The 19,977-nt window shown below is 73.1% G+C and carries 16 protein-coding genes and 1 pseudogene; all 17 read left to right on the forward strand.

Annotated elements, in window-relative coordinates:
- The first annotated feature begins 3 nt into the window (after positions 1-3).
- The 17 genes and pseudogenes from ACFVYX_RS04245 (at position 4) to ACFVYX_RS04325 (ending at position 19,976) form a co-directional block, all read left to right on the forward strand.
- Positions 4-525, forward strand: coding sequence for an isochorismatase family protein (locus tag ACFVYX_RS04245; protein WP_389679763.1), 522 nt, complete (start codon positions 4-6; stop codon positions 523-525).
- Complete coding sequence (locus ACFVYX_RS04250) at positions 522-905, forward strand: (2Fe-2S) ferredoxin domain-containing protein (RefSeq protein ID WP_389679764.1); 384 nt, start codon at positions 522-524, stop codon at positions 903-905. The genes ACFVYX_RS04245 and ACFVYX_RS04250 overlap by 4 nt, the downstream gene beginning before the upstream one ends.
- Before the next feature lie 177 nt (positions 906-1,082).
- The gene (locus ACFVYX_RS04255) at positions 1,083-2,039 is read left to right on the forward strand and encodes a beta-ketoacyl-ACP synthase III (RefSeq protein ID WP_389679765.1); all 957 of its coding nucleotides are present in this window, start codon (positions 1,083-1,085) and stop codon (positions 2,037-2,039) included.
- Between the two features lie 178 nt (positions 2,040-2,217).
- Positions 2,218-2,772 carry a hypothetical protein gene (locus tag ACFVYX_RS04260; protein WP_389679766.1) on the forward strand — a complete coding sequence of 185 codons (555 nt, stop codon included), beginning with the start codon at positions 2,218-2,220 and terminating at the stop codon, positions 2,770-2,772.
- A 116-nt stretch (positions 2,773-2,888) separates the two neighbouring features.
- Complete coding sequence (locus tag ACFVYX_RS04265; RefSeq protein ID WP_389679767.1) at positions 2,889-3,608, forward strand: class F sortase; 720 nt, start codon at positions 2,889-2,891, stop codon at positions 3,606-3,608.
- A 188-nt stretch (positions 3,609-3,796) separates the two neighbouring features.
- The gene (locus ACFVYX_RS04270) at positions 3,797-4,978 is read left to right on the forward strand and encodes an ROK family protein (protein WP_389680042.1); all 1,182 of its coding nucleotides are present in this window, start codon (positions 3,797-3,799) and stop codon (positions 4,976-4,978) included.
- Positions 4,979-5,149: 171 nt separating this feature from the next.
- A complete protein-coding gene (locus tag ACFVYX_RS04275; RefSeq protein WP_389679768.1) occupies positions 5,150-6,682 on the forward strand; it encodes a sugar ABC transporter ATP-binding protein in 1,533 nt (510 codons plus the stop codon).
- Positions 6,679-7,680: an ABC transporter permease gene (locus tag ACFVYX_RS04280; protein WP_389679769.1), complete on the forward strand. Its 1,002-nt coding sequence runs from the start codon at positions 6,679-6,681 to the stop codon at positions 7,678-7,680. The genes ACFVYX_RS04275 and ACFVYX_RS04280 overlap by 4 nt, the downstream gene beginning before the upstream one ends.
- A 75-nt stretch (positions 7,681-7,755) precedes the next feature.
- Positions 7,756-8,802, forward strand: a complete 1,047-nt coding sequence (locus ACFVYX_RS04285) for a substrate-binding domain-containing protein (RefSeq protein ID WP_389679770.1) — start codon at positions 7,756-7,758, stop codon at positions 8,800-8,802.
- Positions 8,803-8,879: 77 nt separating this feature from the next.
- Entirely contained in the window at positions 8,880-10,082 is a 1,203-nt protein-coding gene (locus ACFVYX_RS04290) for a Gfo/Idh/MocA family protein (RefSeq protein WP_389679771.1), read from the forward strand.
- 13 nt (positions 10,083-10,095) lie between these two features.
- Entirely contained in the window at positions 10,096-11,100 is a 1,005-nt protein-coding gene (locus tag ACFVYX_RS04295) for a sugar phosphate isomerase/epimerase family protein (protein WP_389679772.1), read from the forward strand.
- A 246-nt stretch (positions 11,101-11,346) separates the two neighbouring features.
- The gene (locus tag ACFVYX_RS04300; RefSeq protein WP_389679773.1) at positions 11,347-15,021 is read left to right on the forward strand and encodes a ThuA domain-containing protein; all 3,675 of its coding nucleotides are present in this window, start codon (positions 11,347-11,349) and stop codon (positions 15,019-15,021) included.
- Positions 15,022-15,132: 111 nt separating this feature from the next.
- Complete coding sequence (locus ACFVYX_RS04305) at positions 15,133-16,344, forward strand: inositol-3-phosphate synthase (protein WP_389680043.1); 1,212 nt, start codon at positions 15,133-15,135, stop codon at positions 16,342-16,344.
- Entirely contained in the window at positions 16,341-17,603 is a 1,263-nt protein-coding gene (locus ACFVYX_RS04310; RefSeq protein ID WP_389679774.1) for an SCO3242 family prenyltransferase, read from the forward strand. The genes ACFVYX_RS04305 and ACFVYX_RS04310 overlap by 4 nt, the downstream gene beginning before the upstream one ends.
- Positions 17,600-18,577: pseudogene (locus ACFVYX_RS04315) on the forward strand (sugar phosphate isomerase/epimerase family protein); the annotation flags it as partial. The gene ACFVYX_RS04310 and the pseudogene ACFVYX_RS04315, both read left to right, overlap by 4 nt.
- Positions 18,574-19,128, forward strand: coding sequence for an EboA domain-containing protein (locus ACFVYX_RS04320; RefSeq protein ID WP_389679775.1), 555 nt, complete (start codon positions 18,574-18,576; stop codon positions 19,126-19,128). The pseudogene ACFVYX_RS04315 and the gene ACFVYX_RS04320, both read left to right, overlap by 4 nt.
- Complete coding sequence (locus tag ACFVYX_RS04325) at positions 19,128-19,976, forward strand: TatD family hydrolase (RefSeq protein WP_389679776.1); 849 nt, start codon at positions 19,128-19,130, stop codon at positions 19,974-19,976. The genes ACFVYX_RS04320 and ACFVYX_RS04325 overlap by 1 nt, the downstream gene beginning before the upstream one ends.
- Position 19,977: the final 1 nt, after the last annotated feature.

The following is a 19,977-nucleotide window of genomic DNA, read 5'->3' on the forward strand; positions in this document are numbered from 1 at the left end:
CCCATGCCCGCACTCGATCCCGGCCGCACCGCGCTCGTCCTCGTCGACCTCATGGAACGCATCGTCGCGCTGCCCCTCGCCCCCAGGCCAGGCACCGACGTCCTCGCCGCGGCCGCCCGGCTCGCCGACACCTTCCGGGCCGCCGGAGCCCCCGTCGTCCACATCCGGGTCGAGCGGCCCCACGTCGACCGCCAGCCCCCCGGCAGCGACCTCGTCCCCGACCTCGTCGAGGACGGCGACCGCGTCGTCGTCAAGCGCACCATCGGCGCCTTCCAGGACACCGGACTCCACGAGCTGCTCAGCGGACTCGGCGCCACGACCCTCGTCCTCGGCGGCATCGCCACCAACCTCGGCGTCGAGTCCACCGCCCGCGCCGCCTGTGACCACGGCTACGAGCTCGTCTTCGCCGAGGACGCCATGAGCGCGCTCACCGCCGACGAGCACCACGCCTCCGTCGCCCTCGACTTCCCCCGCCTCGGCACGGTCGCCCCGGCCTCCGCGATCACCCTGGACGGCTCCGTATGACGCCCGTCCCGATACGGTACGGGGCCCGCCCCTGCTCCCTCGTCGTCTGCCGCGGATGCTGCTGCGGCGACGCCCGCAAGAACCCCGGCACCGACCACACCGGCCAGCTCGCCCGCCTCCGGGAGGCCGCCGCGGCCTCCGGCGGCCGCCTCGCCGTCCGCACCAGCGACTGCCTCGGACCCTGCGCCCAGGCCAACATCGTCGTCGTCCAGCCCTCCACCGAGGGCCGGCGGCGCGGCGGACGGGCCGCCTGGATCGCCTTCACCCTGGACGAGGACTCCCTCGACGACATCCTCGCCTGGACGGCCGCCGGCGGCCCCGGCATCGCCCCGCCTCCGGCGACCCTCGCCCTCCAGATGATCGACCCGCCCAAGAACTGACCCGCCCGCCGCCTCCGCCCGTCGGGGCCGGAGGCCGTGCCCCGCCCGGGGCCTTGTCACGGTCGGCCAAGGGGTACGGGGGAATGTTGGTGGTTTACGTCACCTGTTACCCATCAGTCGCTGGCAAGACTGGGGAGTTCCTTCCGACGATCGAAAATCACCTAGGGGGTCCCGGGTATGACGGGCACTCGCATCGCCGCGCTCGGGCACTACCAGCCCGCCAGGGTGCTCACCAACCAGGACCTCGCGGAGCTGGTCGACACCGACGACGCCTGGATCACCAGCAGGGTCGGCATCCGCACCCGGCACGTCGCCGGGCCCGACGAGCCCGTCGACGAGCTCGCCGCGCACGCGGCGGGCAAGGCCCTGGCCACGGCCGGGCTCACCGCCGACGACATCGACCTGGTCCTCGTCGCCACCTCCACGGCGATCGACCGCTCGCCGAACATGGCCGCCCGCGTCGCCGCCCGCCTCGGCATGACCTCGCCCGCCACCATGGACCTCAACGTGGTCTGCGCCGGGTTCACGCACGCCCTGGCCACCGCCGACCACGCCGTACGGGCCGGAGGGTCGCGCCGCGCCCTGGTGATCGGCGCCGACAAGATGACCGAGGTGGTCGACTGGACGGACCGCACCACCTGCGTCCTCGTCGGCGACGGCGCGGGCGCCGCGATCGTCGAGGCCGTGGACGACGACACCCCCGGCGCCGTGCCCGGCATCGGCCCGGTCCTGTGGGGCTCGGTCCCGGAGATGGGCCACGCCGTCCGCATCGAGGGCACCCCGCCCCGCTTCGCGCAGGAGGGCCAGAGCGTCTACCGCTGGGCCACCCAGCAACTGCCCGCCCTCGCCCGGCAGGCCTGCGAGCGGTCCGGCATCTCTCCCGAGGAACTCGCCGGAGTGGTCCTGCACCAGGCCAACCTGCGGATCATCGAGCCGCTCGCCGCGAAGATCGGCGCCGTCAACGCGATCGTCGCCCGCGATGTCGTCGACTCGGGCAACACCTCGGCGGCCTCGATCCCGCTGGCCCTGGCCAAGCTGGTCGAACGCGGCGAGCTGGTCTCCGGCGCCCCGGTCCTCCTCTTCGGCTTCGGCGGCAACCTCTCGTACGCGGGCCAGGTCGTCCGGGTTCCCTGACGGGTCCGGGGCGCGGCCGTAACCATCACGGGGCTCACCGACGGTCATGACCCGTTCGGCGGAGCCCGGTGGCGGCGTGCCGGGGGCCGACCTAGCTTCGATCGCGGTGAGGGTCGTCGCCTTTCCGGCACGGAATCGCTCCGTGGCCGGGCCCTCGCGGGATCTGGAGGACACCGCCATGCGCGCGATACGTGCCGCTTCCGCCGCCCTGCTGAGCGCCGCCGTCGTCGTCGCGGTCGCACCGACGGCCCTGGCGGGCGAGAACGACCCCAACATCACGTCGTTCGGCTTCTCCGTCACCCCCGCGACGGTCGCCCCCGGTGGCACCGTCACCCTCACCTCCGACGGCTGCGAGACACCGTCGGTGACCGTGACCTCCGGCGTGTTCGACACCGTGACCCTCGACGAGGGCCGTCCGGGCACCGCGACCGTGGACTTCGACGCCAAGGCGGGCGCCCAGTACGAGATCACCTTCGACTGCAAGGGCGAGCGCGGCACCACCACCCTCACCATCGCCCAGGGCGGCACCGGCGGAAAGACGCCGGAGCACGAGAAGGGCCTGCCCCCCGGAGCGCAGAAGGGCGTGAAGGCCGGCTACGGGACCGCCGCCTCCGGCGCGGACTCCGAGGGGCTCGGTACGACCGAGGTGGTCACGGGCGTCCTCCTCATCGCCGGTGCGCTCGGCGCCGCCGTCGTGCTCACCCGCCGCCGCGACGCCGACGGCCGCGTCTGACGCCGGGAACCGGGGGGCCACAGACGGCCCCTCCGTCCCGGTGTGACGAGGTCCGGGACGGAGGGGCGCCATGACCGCTTCGGCATCGCGAGCGCCGGCGCGAGAGGAGAGTGGACGTGGGGCGGTCGGACGGTACGGGGACGGGAACGCCGGACGGCGGGGGGAGGGCAGGGCCGGACGGCAGGGGAGGGCCGGACGGCGCGGGGCGCCGCGGCGCCTGGGGCGTCATCGCCGTCGTCCTCCTCATCGGCGTCCACCTCGTGCGCGGCGGTACGGAGGAGCTCCGGGCCGACGGACCGCCGCAGCCCCTCGCCGCCGCCGCGCCCGACGGCACCCGCGCGGCCGCCGCCCTCGCCCCCCTGCCCGTACCCGGGCCGCTTCCCCCCTCCACACCGGTCCGGGTCCGCGTACCGGCCGTCCGGATCGACGCCCCCGTCACGGAGGTCGGGCTCGACGCCGACGGCTGGATCGAGGCCCCGCCCCCCGAGGACAACCGGCTCGCGGGCTGGTTCACCGGCGCGGTCACCCCCGGCGAGCGCGGCACCGCCATCGTCGTCGGCCACGTCGACACCCCGGGCGGAAGAGCCGTCTTCTACGACCTCGGCGCCCTCGGCAGGGGCCACCGCGTGGAGATCGCGCGCCGCGACGGCCGGACCGCGGTCTTCACCGTGTACGGGGTCGAGGTCGTCCCCAAGGAAGGCTTCCCCGCCGCGCGGATCTACGGCGACGTCGGCATCCCGGAGCTCCGCCTGATCACCTGCGGCGGCGCCTTCACCGAGGAGAACGGCTACGCGGGCAACGTGGTCGTCTCGGCCCGCCTGGCCGAAGTCCGCTGACCGTCACGACCCCCGCGCCCCGCCTCGTACCCGCCCCTTCTCCCTCCCGGCCCCCGCCTTTGTCCCCACCGAGGAAAAAGTCGGGGTCGATTCATGCTCAACTTCTTCCCACCCCGGTACCCCGCTGCTACGTTCCCCTCGAAAGCCCGCAGACGAGCGTGTGCGAGAGGGAGGGGCGCGTGAGACGCATGACGGCACGACCTGCCAACCGGCATCAGGCGCGACTTCTCAGGCTGTTGCGCGACGGAGGACCCAACTCCCGAGCCCAGCTGGGAGATCAGATCGATCTCTCCCGCTCCAAACTCGCCGTCGAGGTCGACCGGCTCCTGGAGACCGGTCTCGTCGTCGCCGACGGCCTCGCCGCCTCCCGCGGCGGCCGTCGCTCGCACAACATTCGGCTCGCGCCCGAACTCCGCTTCCTCGGCATCGACATCGGAGCCACCTCCATCGACGTCGCCGTCACCAACGCCGAGTTGGAGGTGCTCGGGCACCTCAACCACCCCATGGACGTCCGCGAGGGCCCCGTCGCCGTGTTCGAACAGGCCCTGTCGATGGCGGCGAAGCTCCGCTCCACGGGACTCGCGGAAGGCTTCGACGGCGCCGGCATCGGCGTCCCCGGACCCGTCCGCTTCCCCGAGGGCGTCCCCGTCGCACCGCCGATCATGCCCGGCTGGGACGGCTTCCCCGTACGGGAGGCACTCAGCCAGGAACTCGGCTGCCCCGTCATGGTCGACAACGACGTGAACCTCATGGCCATGGGGGAGCAGCACGCCGGCGTCGCCCGCTCCGTCGGCGACTTCCTCTGCGTCAAGATCGGCACCGGCATCGGCTGCGGCATCGTCGTCGGCGGAGAGGTCTACCGCGGTACGACGGGCAGCGCGGGCGACATCGGGCACATCCAGGTCGAACCCGACGGGCGTCCCTGCGCCTGCGGCAACAACGGCTGTCTGGAAGCCCACTTCAGCGGCGCAGCCCTCGCCCGCGACGCCGAGGACGCGGCGCGCGGCGGCGGATCCGAGGAGCTCGCCGCCCGGCTCGCGGCGGCCGGGCACCTCACCGCCGCCGACGTCGCCGCGGCGGCGGCCGCGGGCGACGCCACCTCGCTCGCCCTCATCCGTGCGGGCGGCAACCGGGTCGGGCAGGTCATCGCCGGACTCGTCAGCTTCTTCAACCCCGGTCTGGTGGTGATCGGCGGCGGCGTCACCGGCCTCGGTCACAACCTCCTCGCCAGTGTCCGCACCCAGGTCTACCGGCAGTCGCTGCCCCTGGCCACCGGCAACCTTCCCATCGTCCTCGGGGAACTGGGCCAGACCGCCGGCGTCACCGGCGCGGCCCGCCTCATCAGCGACCACCTCTTCTCCCCGGCGTAGACAGCCGGCCCGCCCGTGGTGTGCGGGCATCCGTTCCTCCCCCGAGGACCACGTCCAGGGCGACCCCCAGGGCGGGACGGACGCGCACACACCACCCACCGGCCCGCACCGCCGGGCCCACCCCGCCCACCCGCTCCGGCGCCACCCGCACCCGCCGAGGGGACCTCCGCCATGCCCCAAGACCACGCGCTCCCCGCACAGACACCCCTCCTCACCATGCACCGCATCACCAAATCCTTCCCCGGCGTCCGCGCCCTCGACGGCGTCGACCTGGAGGTTGCGCCCGGCGAGGTCCACTGCCTCCTCGGCCAGAACGGCGCCGGCAAGTCCACCCTCATCAAGGTCCTCGCCGGCGCCCACCAGCCCGACGACGGCCGCATCACCTGGAACGGCGAGCCCGTACGGCTCCGCTCGCCGATCGCCGCCGTCCGTCTCGGCATCGCCACCATCTACCAGGAACTCGACCTCGTCGAAGGCCTCTCCGTCGCCGAGAACGTCCATCTCGGCCATGAACCCACCACCGCCGGATTCGTCCGCTCCCGCGCCGCCCGGGCGACCACCGCCGCACTCCTGGAACGCCTCGGCCACCCCGAGATCGACCCGGGCCGACGCGTCGGAGCACTCTCCGCCGCCCAGCGGCAGATCGTCTCCATGGCCCGCGCCCTCTCCCACGACGTACGCCTCATCGTCATGGACGAACCCTCCGCCGCCCTCGACCCCGACGAGGTCGCCAACCTCTTCCGGATCGTCACCGACCTCACCGCCGACGGCGTCGCCGTCGTCTACATCTCGCACCGCCTGGAGGAGATCCGCCGCATCGGCGACCGCGTCACCGTCCTCAAGGACGGCCGGGCCGTCGCACGAGGACTGCCCGCCGCGACCACCCCGACCCGTGAGGTCGTCGCTCTCATGACCGGCCGGGACGTCCCGTACGTCTTCCCCGAACGCCCCGCCCTCCCGCCGGCCGGTCCACCCGTCCTCCAGGTCCGAGGCCTCGCGAGAAAAGGGGAGTTCGAGGCACTGGACCTCGAACTGCGCCCCGGTGAGATCGTCGGCCTCGCCGGACTCGTCGGCTCCGGCCGCTCCGAGATCCTGGAGACCGTCTACGGAGCGCGGCGCCCCACCGCCGGCCAGGTACTCGTCGACGGACGGCCCCTGCGCCCCGGCAGCGTCCCCGCCGCCGTCGCCGCAGGCCTCGGCCTCGCCCCCGAGGAACGCAAGGCCCAGGGCCTGCTCCTCCTCGAATCCGTCACCCGTAACGTCTCCGTCTCCTCCCTCGCCCGCTTCTCCCGGGCCGGCTGGATCGACCGCCCCACCGAACGCGAGACCGCGAGGACCGCCACCCGCGCCCTCTCGCTCCGCCCCGACCTCCCCGACGCCCCCGTCCGCACCCTCTCCGGCGGCAACCAGCAGAAGGCCGTCCTCGCCCGCTGGCTGCTGCGCGGCTGCCGCGTCCTCCTCCTCGACGAACCCACCCGCGGCGTCGACGTCGGCGCCCGCGCCGAGCTGTACGCCGTCATCCGCGGCCTCGCCGACGACGGCCTCGCCGTCCTCCTCGTCTCCAGCGAGGTGCCCGAGGTCCTCGGCCTCGCCGACCGCGTCCTGGTGCTCCGCGAAGGCCGTGTCGTCCACCAGGCGCCCGCCCGTGACCTCGACGAACACCACGTACTCGACCTCGTGATGGAAGGGAGCCCGGCCGAATGACGCTCAGCCCCCCGGCCCAGGCGCCGACACAGGAAGGGCGTCGGCGCGCACTCGGCCTCCGGGCCGACGTCCGCAACCTGTCCCTGCTCGGCGTCCTCGCCGCCCTGATCGCCGTCGGCGGTCTGACCCGGCCCGCCGAGTTCCTCGCCACCTCCAACCTGCAACTCGTCCTGACGCAGGCGTCCGTGATCGGTGTCGTCACCGTCGGCATGACCTTCGTCATCACCAGCGGCGGCATCGACCTCTCCGTCGGCGCGATCGTCGCCCTCGCCTCCGTCTGGGCCACCACCCTCGCCACCCAGGAGTTCGGCTTCGCCGGCATCCTCTTCACAGCGGTCGTCGTCGGGCTCGGCTGCGGCCTCGTGAACGGCGTCCTCGTCGCGTACGGCCGCATGGTCCCCTTCATCGCCACCCTGGCCATGCTGGCCTCGGCCCGCGGTCTCGCCCTCCAGATCACCGACGGCAGGACCCAGATCGTCACCGTCCCCTCGGTGCTCGACCTCGGCGTCCCGGACTCCTACGTCCTCGGCATCCCACCGCTGGTCCTGGTCTTCGCCGCCGTCACCGCCGCCGGATGGCTGCTGCTCAACCGCACCACCTTCGGCCGCCGCACCATCGCCGTCGGAGGCAACCCGGAGGCCGCCCGCCTAGCCGGCATCGACGTACGACGCCAGCGGCTCCTCCTCTACCTGCTCTCCGGACTGTGCTGCGGCATCGCCGCCTTCCTGCTCGTCGTGCTCTCCGGCTCCGGCCAGAACACCAACGGCAACCTGTACGAGCTCGACGCCATCGCCGCCGCCATCATCGGCGGCACCCTCCTCAGCGGCGGCCGCGGCACCATCGTGGGCTCCGTCCTCGGCGTCCTCGTCTTCACCACCATCACCAACATCTTCGCCCTCAACAACCTGCAGAGCGACGTTCAGCAGATCGCCAAGGGCGCGATCATCGTGGCCGCCGTCCTGGTCCAGCGCCGCACCGCCCGCGACGGCGAGACCTGACCGGACGGCCCCCCCCCCCGCGCCCACCCCCAAGCCCCCTTTCCACCACCACCCCCTCGGAAGGGATCCACCGCCATGCCCGAAACCAGCCGCAGACACCTTCTCCTCGGCGGCGCGGCCGTCTCCGCCGGCGCCCTCCTCACCGCCTGCACCAGCAACGAACCGAAGGCCACCGGCAACCAGGCCCCCGCCGCGAGCGCCGGCCCCGCCACCGACGACAAGCCCGGCACCCCCGTCACCATCGGCTTCGCCGGCCCGCAGGCCGACCACGGCTGGCTCAACGCCATCAACCAGAACGCCAAGGACCGGGCGAAGAAGTACCCCGACGTCACCCTGGAGATCACCGAGGGCTCCAACGACACCGCCGCCCAGATCGGCCAGGTCCAGACCCTCATCAACAAGAAGGTCGACGTCCTCGTCATCCTCCCCGCCGACGGCAAGGCCCTCACCCAGGTCGGCCTCCAGGCCATGAGGGCCGGCATCCCCGTCATCAACCTCGACCGGATCTTCGCCTCCCCGCAGGCCTACCGCTGCTGGATCGGCGGCGACAACTACGGCATGGGCCTCAACGCGGGCAACTTCATCGGCGAACAGCTCAAGGACAAGCCGAACGCCACCGTCATCGAACTCGCCGGCATGGACAGCCTGGAACTCACCAAGCAGCGCACCCAGGGCTTCGACGACGCCCTCAAGAACTACCCGAACATCCGTAAGACGGCCCGCCAGGCCGCCGACTTCACCGTCGAGTCCGGCCAGGCCAAGATGGCCCAACTCCTCCAGGCCCAGCCCAAGTTCGACGCGCTCTGGAACCACGACGACGACCAGGGCGTCGGTGCGCTGCGGGCCATCGCCCAGGCCGGCCGCAAGGACTTCCTCATGGTCGGCGGCGCCGGCGCCAGGTCCGCCATGGACGCCATCAAGGCCGACGGCAGCGTCCTCAAGGCCACCGTCCTCTACCCGCCGACCATGGCCGCCTCCGCGATCGACCTCGCCCGCGCCCTCGGCCAGAAGAAGGGGATCGGCGGCATGGCCGAGCTGGAGATCCCCGCCTCTATCACCCTCTACTCGGCCGTCGTCACCAAGGACAACGTCGACGAGTACCTGCCCACCGGCTTCAACTGACCCACGGCGTGTCCGCCGGACACGCCCTGGCCGGCCGGACAGGTATCCCGTCGCGCACCACGAAACGGAGGAACCGTATGGAACAGACGGAGAGCGGGGCCGCACCGCCGACGCTCGGCGTCGGCATGGTCGGCTACGCGTTCATGGGAGCCGCCCACTCGCAGGGCTGGCGCACCGCGGGACACGTCTTCGACCTGCCGCTGCGCCCCGTCCTCGCCGCCGTCGCCGGCCGTGACGCCACCGCCGTCCGGGCCGCCGCCCGCCGGCACGGCTGGGCCGCCGCCGAGACCGACTGGCGCGCCCTGATCGCCCGCGACGACGTCCAGCTCGTCGACGTCTGCACCCCCGGCGACAGCCATGCGGAGATCGCCGTCGCCGCCCTGGAGGCCGGCAAGCACGTCCTGTGCGAGAAGCCCCTCGCCAACTCGGTCGCCGAGGCCGAGACGATGGCGGCGGCCGCCGAGGCCGCCGCCGCCCGGGGCCAGATCGCCATGGTCGGCTTCAACTACCGCCGGGTGCCCGCCCTCGCGTACGCCCGCGGGCTCGTCACGGACGGGCGGCTCGGCGCCCTGCGGCACGTCCGGGTCAGCTACCTCCAGGACTGGCTGGTCGACCCCGCCTTCCCGCTGACCTGGCGCCTGGAACGCGAACACGCCGGCTCCGGCGCCCTCGGCGACCTGGGGGCGCACGCCGTCGACCTCGCCCAGTACCTGACGGGGGAGCTCCTCGTCGGCGTGTCGGCGCTCACCGAGACCTTCGTACGGAAGCGGCCGCTGCTCGCCGCCGCCGGCGCGGGCGGTCTCGGCGGGGGAGCGGGATCGGAGGCGTACGGGCAGGTCACCGTCGACGACGCGGCCCTGTTCACCGGGCGGCTCACCTCGGGGGCGCTCGCCTCCTTCGAGGCCACCCGGATGGCTGCCGGCCGCAAGAACGCGCTGCGCCTGGAGATCAACGGGGAGCGCGGCTCGCTCGCCTTCGACCTGGAGCGGCTGAACGAGCTGTCCTTCCACGACCACACCGAACCGGCCGTGTCGGCGGGCTTCCGCCGCATTCTGGTGACCGAACCCGACCACCCGTACCTGGAGGGCTGGTGGCCGCCCGGCCACGGACTCGGTTACGAGCACACCTTCGCCCACCAGGCCCGCGACCTGGTCCACGCCGTCGCGACCGGTACCGCTCCGACGCCGTCCTTCGCCGACGGCCTCCAGGTGCAGCGGGTCCTGGCCGCCGTGGAGGACAGCGCCCGGAACCACGCCGTCTACACCGCCGTACCCAGCTAGGAGGCTGCCGCCCGTGCCCCGACCCTTCACGCTCTTCACCGGCCAGTGGGCCGACCTGCCCCTGGAGGAGGTCTGCCGGCTCGCCCGCGACTTCGGCTACGACGGTCTCGAACTCGCCTGCTGGGGCGACCACTTCGAGGTCGACAAGGCCCTCGCCGACCCCGCGTACGTCAAGGGCCGGCGCGAACTGCTCGACGCGTACGGCCTGAAGTGCTGGGCGATCTCCAACCATCTGGTGGGGCAGGCCGTCTGCGACCATCCGATCGACGAGCGCCACCAGGCGATCGTGCCCGCCCGGATCTGGGGCGACGGCGACGCCGAAGGGGTACGGCGGCGGGCCGCCCGTGAGCTCGCGGACACCGCGCGGGCCGCCGCGGCGCTCGGCGTCGACACCGTCGTCGGCTTCACCGGCTCCTCCATCTGGCACCTCGTGGCGATGTTCCCGCCGGTGCCCGAGCGCATGGTCGAGCGCGGTTTCGAGGACTTCGCGGAGCGGTGGAACCCGATCCTCGACGTCTTCGACGCCGAAGGAGTGCGCTTCGCCCACGAGGTGCATCCCAGCGAGATCGCCTACGACTACTGGACCACCCGGCGGGCCCTGGAGGCGGTCGGCGGGCGCCCCGCCTTCGGGCTCAACTTCGACCCCAGCCACTTCGTGTGGCAGGACCTCGACCCCGTCGGCTTCCTGTGGGACTTCCGCGACCGGATCTACCACGTGGACTGCAAGGAGGCCCGCAAGCGGCTCGACGGCCGCAACGGACGGCTCGGCTCCCATCTGCCCTGGGGCGACCCGAGGCGCGGCTGGGACTTCGTCTCCGCCGGCCACGGCGACGTGCCCTGGGAGGACGTCTTCCGGATGCTCCGGTCGATCGGCTACGCCGGGCCCGTCTCCGTGGAGTGGGAGGACGCCGGCATGGACCGGCTGACCGGCGCCCCCGAGGCGCTGTCCTTCCTCAAGCGGTACGACTTCGACCCGCCGGCGGCCTCCTTCGACGCCGCCTTCGGGAGCGGCGACTGAGCTGAAAGCGCGGGTCCGTGCCCGGCGGCCGTGGTGCGGCCGGGCAGATCCGGCGTGCCTGCGAGAGCCTTTGTCCTCTCGCAGGGAAAAGTTCGACCGCGTCGGTGCGCAAGGGCTTTCCGCGCTGGACGAACCCGGCTACGGTCCCTGATGTGTACATGACGTAACACTGTGGAGCGACCAGCGTGACGGCGCACGCCGGTCCCCGGACACCCCGCACACCCGGCCCACCTCCGGAGGACACCCGTGCACAGAAAACGCCCCCGAGCCAGGAAGACACTCGCCCTCCTCACCGTCGGACTGCTCGCCCTCGGCGCCCCCCAGAGCCTCGCCGCGGAGACGGACACCACCACCCCCACCGCCGAGGAATTCCAGCAGGTCACCCTCGCCAAAGGCGGCGAAGAAGTCGGCGAACCCATGTCCCTCGCCGTACTCCCCGACCGCAGCGTCCTGCACACCGACCGCGGCGGCGAACTCCGCCGCACCGACGCCGCAGGCAACACCACCGTCATCGGCACCGTCCCCGTCTACTCCCACGACGAAGAAGGCCTCCAAGGCATCGGCATCGACCCCGGCTTCGCCCACAACAGAGCCATCTACCTCTACTACGCCCCGCCCCTCGACACCCCCGCGGGAGACGCCCCCGAGAACGGCACACCCGCCGAACTCGCCCCCTACGACGGCGTCAACCGCCTCTCCCGCTTCACGCTGAAGACCGACGGCACCCTCGACAACGCCAGCGAGAAGAAGGTCATCGACATCCCCGCCACCCGCGGCATCTGCTGCCACGTCGGCGGCGACATCGACTTCGACGCCCAGGGCAACCTCTACCTGTCGACCGGCGACGACTCCAACCCCTTCGCCTCCGACGGCTACACCCCCATCGACGAACGCCCCGGCCGCAACCCCGCCTTCGACGCCCGCCGCACCTCGGGCAACACCAACGACCTCCGCGGCAAGATCCTCCGCATCAAGGTCGCCGACGACGGCACCTACACCGTCCCCGAAGGCAACCTCTTCGCCCCCGGCACCGCGAAGACCCGCCCCGAGATCTACGCCATGGGCTTCCGCAACCCCTTCCGCTTCAGCGTCGACAAGCCCACCGGCATCCTCTACGTCGGCGACTACGGCCCGGACGCCGGCGCCGCCGACCCCCGCCGCGGACCCGCAGGACAGGTCGAGTTCGCCCGCGTCACCAAACCCGGCAACTTCGGCTGGCCCTTCTGCACCGGTGACAACGAGCCCTACGTCGACTACGACTTCGCCACCAGGACCTCCGGCGCCACCTACGACTGCGGCGCCCTCAAGAACGACTCCCCCCACAACACCGGACTCGTCGACCTGCCCCCCGCCGAACCCGCCTGGATCCCCTACGACGGCGGCTCCCTCCCCGAGTTCGGCACCGGCTCCGAGTCCCCCATGGGCGGCCCCGTCTACCGCTACGACGCCACCTCCACCTCCCCCGTCAAGTTCCCCGAGGCCTACGACGGCGACTTCTTCGCCGCGGAATTCGGCCGCCGCTGGATCAAGCGCATCGACCACGACACCGACGGCACCGTCCGGTCCATCAACCCCGTCCCCTGGACCGGCACCCAGGTGATGGACACCGCCTTCGGCCCCGACGGAGCCCTGTACGTCCTCGACTACGGCACCGCCTGGTTCGGCGGCGACCACAACTCAGGCCTCTACCGCATCGAGAACGCCACCGGCGGACGCTCCCCGGTCGCCGAAGCGAGCGCGAACAAGACCTCCGGAACCACCCCCCTGAAGATCAATTTCTCCTCCGCCGGCACCACCGACGCCGACGGCGACACCCTCACCTACAGCTGGGACCTCGGCGACGGCGCCACCTCCACGGCCGCCCACCCCACCCACACCTACCGCAAGAACGGCACCTACACGGCAACCGTCACGGCGAAGGACGCCGGCGGCCGCACCGGCTCCGCCTCCGTCCGCATCGTCGTCGGCAACACCGCCCCCAAGGTCACCCTCGAACTCCCCGCCGAAGGAGCCCTCTTCAGCTTCGGCGACGACATCCCCTTCAAGGTCAAGGTCACCGACCCCGAAGACGGCACCATCGACTGCGCCAAGGTCAAGGTCACCTACATCCTCGGCCACGACAGCCACGGCCACCCCGTCACCTCCGCCAACGGCTGCACCGGCACCATCAAGACCTCCGCCGACGGCGGCCACGACGACGACGCCAACATCTTCGCCGTGTTCGACGCCGAGTACACCGACGGCGGAGGCGGCGGCCAGGCCGCCCTCACCACCCACGACCAGGCCAAACTCCAGCCCCGCCACCGCCAGGCCGAACACTTCGACGCCCAGCACGGCGTCAGCGTGATCGACAAGGCCCCGGCGAACGGCGGCCGGACCGTCGGCGACATCGACAACGGCGACTGGATCTCCCTCAAGCCCTACAACCTGAGCGGATCCACCAAACTCACCGCCCGCGTCTCCTCCGGCGGAGCCGGCGGCTTCCTCGAAGTCCGCACCGGCTCACCCACCGGCACCCTCCACGGCTCCACGCCCGTGCCCGTCACCGGCGGCTGGGAGACCTTCCAGGACATCGACGTACCCCTGCGCAACGTACCCCGCAGGACCACCGAACTCTTCCTCGTCTTCAAGGGCGGCGCCGGCGCGCTCTACGACGTCGACGACTTCACCCTCTCCCACACCCCGGTCGACAGAGCCGGCAAGCGAGTCCTCGTCTTCTCCCGCACCGCCGGCTTCCGCCACGACTCGATCCCCGCCGGAATCGCCGCCCTCAAGGAACTCGGCGCCGACAGCGGCATCACCGTCGACGCCACCGAGGAACCACGCCAGTTCACCACCGGCAACCTCGCCCGCTACGACGCCGTCGTCTTCCTCTCGACCACCGGCGACGTCCTCAACACCGAACAACAGACCGCCTTCGAGAACTACGTCTCCACCGGCGGCGGCTACCTCGGCATCCACGCCGCCGCCGACACCGAGTACGACTGGGAGTTCTACGGCGGACTCGTCGGCGCCCACTTCGCCTCCCACCCCCGGATCCAGCCCGCCACCGTCCGCGTCGAGGACCACGACCACCCGGCCACCGCACACATCGACGGCCCCTGGCAGCGCACCGACGAGTGGTACAACTACCGCACCAACCCCCGCGGCCAGGCCCGCGTCCTCGCCACCCTCGACGAGACCACCTACCAGGGCGGCACCATGAAGGGCGACCACCCCATCGCCTGGTGCCAGACCTACGGCGGCGGACGCTCCTTCTACACCGGCGGCGGCCACACCAAGGAGTCCTACACCGAACCCGCCTTCCGGCAACACCTCCTCGGCGGACTCCAGTACGCCACCGGCCAGACCAAGGCCGACTGCCGCCCCCGCACCGGCTACCGCGACCTCTTCAACGGCGAGACCAGCGAAGGCTGGAAGCAGGCCGGACCCGGCGGATTCGACATCACCGACCGCGAACTCCGCTCCACCGGCGGCATGGGCATGCTCTGGTACCAGGCCAAGGAATTCCGGTCCTACTCCCTCACCCTCGACTGGAAACTCACCGGCGACGACAACTCCGGCATCTTCGTCGGCTTCCCCGCCTCCGACGACCCCTGGTCCGCCGTGAACAACGGCTACGAGATCCAGATCGACGCCACCGACACCCCCGACCGCACCACCGGAGCCGTCTACGGCTTCAAGTCGGCCAACCTCAAGGCCCGCGACCAGGCCCTCCGCCCGCCCGGCCAGTGGAACACGTACGAACTCCGCGTCCGGGGCGAACGCCTCCAGGTCTACCTCAACGGCACCAAGATCAACGACTTCACCAACACCGACCCGGCCCGCAGCCTCACCAGCGGCCACATCGGCATCCAGAACCACGGAGCCGGAGACCACGCCGCCTTCCGCGACATCCGGATCAAGGAGCTCCCCTCCTGACGGAGCCCCACCCAGCCGACGGTGGGCGGGGAGGCGCCGTACCCCCCGCCCACCGTCACCCACCCTCCACAACCAGGGAGGCCGATCGTGACCCACAGGGAGGCCGACGCCATGACCCCCGCACCCCGCACCGGAATCTGGCTCATCGGCGCCAGAGGCTCCGTCGCCACCACCACCGTCGCCGGCTGCGCCGCCCTCGTCGCCGGACTCCACCCGCCCACCGGCATGGCCACCGAAACCCCCGAACTCGCCGACGCCGGCCTCCCCCCACTCGCTTCCCTCGTCTTCGGCGGACACGACACCACCGACTGCCCCCTCCCCAAACGCGCCGAACAGCTCACCACCGCCGGAGTCCTCCCCTACGGCCTCGTCCCCGCCCTCACCCACGAACTCGAAGCCGCCGACCAGGAGATCCGCCCCGGCGGACCCGCCCCCGGCGACACCCGCACCGACGAACAACTCATCACCGCCTTCACCGACGACCTGACGGACTTCCGCCAGAGGATTGGCCTGGACCGCGTCGTGGTCGTCAATGTGGCCTCCACGGAGCCGGCGTCGGGGGGCGCCGGGCTCCCACCCAGCAGCCTCTACGCCGCCGCCGCACTCCGCGCCGGATGCCCGTACGTCAACTTCACCCCGTCCACCGGCCTACGGCACCCCGCCCTCGCCGCACCGCTCGCCACGAGCGGACTGCCCCACGCCGGCCGCGACGGCAAGACCGGACAGACCCTCCTCCGCGCCGTCCTCGCCCCGATGTTCCACCAGCGCGCCCTGACCGTACGCGCCTGGTCCGGCAGCAACCTCCTCGGCGGCGGCGACGGAGCCGCCCTCGCCGACCCGGCGGCCGCGGCCGCCAAGAACGCCGGCAAGGAACGCGTCCTCACCGACACCCTCGGCACCGGCGTCGAAGGCCAGGTCCACATCGACGACGTCCCCGCCCTGGGGGAGTGGAAGACCGCCTGGGACCACATCGCCTTCGACGGCTTCCTCGGCACCCGCATGATCCTCCAGACCCTCTGGCAGGGCTGCGACTCCGCCCTCGCCGCCCCCCTCGTCCTCGACCTCGCCCGCCTCACGGCCCGCGCCCACGAGCGGGGCCTCACCGGCCCCCTCGAAGACCTCGCCTTCTACTTCAAGGACCCGGAAGGCACCCCGCCCGCCTCCCTGGCACACCAGTACACCCGCCTCCTCGCCTTCGCCCACACCCTCGCCGCGGAACCCCGGCCGGCCCCGTCGACCCCCGCCCCGTCGCCCCCCGGCCCGGAGACGCCCCACCGCCCGGCCCCGCCGGACGCCCGGGGCCTCGTGGAGGGGTCCCGATGAGCCGGCTCGCCGGACGGCCAGGGCCTCGTGGAGGGGTCCCGATGAGCCGACTCGCCGGACGGCCAGGGCCTCGTCGAGGCGTCGCGACGGCCCGGATCGCCGGGAAGGCGCGTGCCTGGGCGGAGCTCCTCCGCGTCTCGGCGCTGCTCTCGGTGCCCGGCGACGCCCTCGCCGGGGCCGTCGCCGCAGGCGCCCGCCCCGGACGCGGCACGCTCTGCGCGATCGGCGCCTCACTCTGCCTGTACGAGGCCGGGATGGCCCTCAACGACTGGGCCGACCGCGCCGAGGACGCCGTCGAACGCCCCCACCGCCCGCTGCCCTCCCGCCGCATCACCCCGGGGGCCGCCCTCGCCGCGTCGGCCGCCCTGACAGTGACCGGCCTCGCCCTCGCCGCCCGAGCGGGCCGCCCGTCCCTCGCGGTCGCCACCGCCCTCGCCACCACGGTCTGGTCCTACGACCTCGGCCTCAAACACACCCCGGCGGGCCCCGCCACCATGGCCGCAGCCCGAGCCCTGGACCTCCTCCTGGGCGCGACGGCGTCCACCAGCGGAACCGTCCGCCCCAGCACGGCGGGCCACCTCGCGCCGCCCGTCACCCCGGCGGGCCACCTCGCGCCGCCCGTCACCCCGGCCGGCCACTCCGCGCCGCCCGCCACCCCGGCCCGCACCGTCCGTGCCCGCGGCCGTGCCTGGCGGGCCCTGCCCTCCGCCGCCCTCCTCGGGGCCCACACCTACGCCGTCACCACCGTCTCCCGCCACGAGACCCAGGGCGGCTCCACCGCGACCCCGCTCGCCGCCCTCGCCGTGACCATGACGGTGGCCGCGGCGGTGTCCGGCGTGGCGAGGGGCGCGGTGACGGACGGGGTGACGGACGCGGTAACGGACGGGGTAACGGGCGCTGTGATGGGTGCGGTGACGGGAGGTCGGCCCACCCCCGCCGCCGTTCCCTTCCCCTCCGGGGGCCCCGCCCCCGCCCCCCGCCCCCGCCCCGCCCTCCCCTCCCGTGGCCCCCACCCCTCCCCGCGGCTCGGCGCGCTCCTCGCCCTGGCCTACGCCCGTACCCCCGCCACCCTCCTCCTGCACGCCGCGCTCAACCCGTCGGCAGCGCTCACCGAGCGGGCCGTCGGCGGCGGGGTCCGGGCCACCATCCCGCTCCAGGCCGCGCTCGCCGCCCGTGCCGGGTCGCCGGGAACCGCGCTCGTGCTGCTCGGTCTCGTCCCGGCCGCCCGCGCACTCGCCCGGAAGGTGAGCCCCACATGAGCACCGCAGGCCGCCCCGCCGGCCGCACCACGGCACGCGCCGCCGGCCGCCCCACCACACGCGCCTCCGCCGACCGCATCGAGCCCCGGGTAGGAAGGCCCGCCCCGCGAGCCGCCGCTCGGCCCCGGCTGGGTTACGGAACCAACGGCCTCACCGACCTCCGGCTCGACGAGGCCCTCGGGCTGCTCGCCGACCTCGGCTACGACGGCGTCGGGCTGACCCTCGACCACATGCACCTCGACCCGGTCGCACCGGCCCTGGCCGCCCGCACGGCCCGGGTCGCCCGCCGCCTGGGCGAACTCGGCCTCGGTGTCACCGTCGAGACCGGCGCCCGTTACGTCCTCGACCCGCGTCGCAAGCACGGTCCTTCCCTGCTCGACGCAGACCCCGAGGACCGCGCCGCCCGGGTCCGGCTACTGCTGCGGGCCGTGCGCGTCGCGGCCGATCTCGGCGCGCACGCCGTGCACTGCTTCAGCGGCACCCTGCCCGTCGGCACCCCGTCCGACGAGGCCTGGAAACGGCTCGCCACCTCGCTCACCCCCGTCCTCGAGGCGGCCCGAGCCGCTCACATCCCCTTGGCCGTCGAACCCGAACCCGGCCACCTCCTCGCCACCCTCGACGACTTCCACCAGCTGCGTGGACTCCTCGGCGACCCCGACCCCGCCGTCCTCGGCATCACCCTCGACATCGGCCACTGCCAGTGCCTCGAACCCCTCCCTCCCGCCGACTGCGTACGCGCCGCCGCCCCCTGGGTGCACCACGTCCAGATCGAGGACATGCGCCGCGATGTCCACGAACACCTGCCGTTCGGCGACGGGGAGATCGACTTCCCGCCGGTACTCGCCGCCCTCGCCGAACTCACCGCCGCCGGCTATCCCGGACTGACCGTCGTCGAACTGCCCCGGCACTCCCACGCCGGACCCGAACTCGCCCGCACCTCCCTCTCCTTCCTCCGCCGGGAGACGCCGTCATGCTGACCGCCACCGCCCGCGCCTGGCTGGACTCCGCCCTCAGGGACGCCGCCGCCCGCGCCCCCGGGTGGGAGGAGCGCTTCGTCACCGCCGGACGGCACTGCGGCCGGACGGACACGGACGAGGCCCGCACCCTTCTCCTCCGCGCGGCCGCCGCCGGCCCCGACACGCTGACCCGCCTCTACCACCACGGCACCGCGGCCGAGCGTCGCGCCGTCCTCCTCTCCCTCCCCGCCCTCGTCACCGGCCCCGAGGCCCTGCCGCTCGTCGAGGACGCCCTCCGCACCCACGACACCACCCTGATCGCCGCCGCCCTCGGCCCCTACGCCGCCACCCATCTCACCCCCCACACCTGGCGGCACGCCCTCCTCAAATGTCTCTTCACCGGCGTCCCCGTCTCCGCCGTCGCCGGTCTCGCCGAGCGCGCCGCCGGTGACACCGAACTCGCCCGGATGCTCGCCGACCACGCCGCCGAACGCACCGCCGCCGGGCGCGCCGTCCCCGCCGATCTGGCCTTCGTCCTCGCCCTCACCGCCGCCGCCGAGGAGTCCTGATGCGCATCTTCGACCCGCACATCCATATGACCTCGCGCACCACGGACGACTACCGGGCGATGTACGACGCCGGTGTCCGCGCTGTCGTCGAGCCGTCGTTCTGGCTCGGCCAGCCGCGGACCTCGCCGGCCTCCTTCCTCGACTACTTCGACTCGCTCCTCGGCTGGGAGCCCTTCCGCGCGGCCCAGTACGGCATCGCCCATCACTGCACCCTCGCGCTCAACCCGAAGGAGGCCAACGACCCCCGCTGCGCCCCCGTCCTCGACGACCTGCCCCGCTATCTCGCCAAGGACGGTGTCGTCGCCGTCGGCGAGATCGGCTACGACTCTCTGACACCGGCCGAGGACACCGCTCTCGCCGCGCAGCTCCAGCTCGCCGCCGACCACGGACTGCCGGCGCTCGTGCACACCCCGCACCGCGACAAGCTCACCGGTCTGCGCCGCACGATCGACGTCGTCCGCGAGTCCGCGCTCGCCCCGGACCGGGTCCTCCTCGACCACCTCAACGAGACGACCGTCAAGGAGGCCGCCGACAGCGGCGCCTGGCTCGGCTTCTCCGTCTATCCCGACACCAAGATGGACGAGGACCGGACGGTCGCGATCCTCAAGGAGTACGGAACCGGGCGCGTCCTCGTGAACTCGGCCGCCGACTGGGGCAGGAGCGACCCTCTCAAGACCCGTGCGGTCGCCGAGGTCATGCTCGCCGCCGGATTCACGGACGACGACGTCGACCAGGTCCTCTGGCGCAACCCCGTCGCCTTCTACGGCCTCAGCGGACGCCTCCGCCTCGACGTCCCCGCCCCGCCGGAGCTCCACGAGGGCAACTCCGTGCGCCGTGGCGGGGAATGAG

It is taken from the genome of Streptomyces sp. NPDC058326, from assembly GCF_042879855.1.
Taxonomy (GTDB): Bacteria; Actinomycetota; Actinomycetes; order Streptomycetales; family Streptomycetaceae; genus Streptomyces.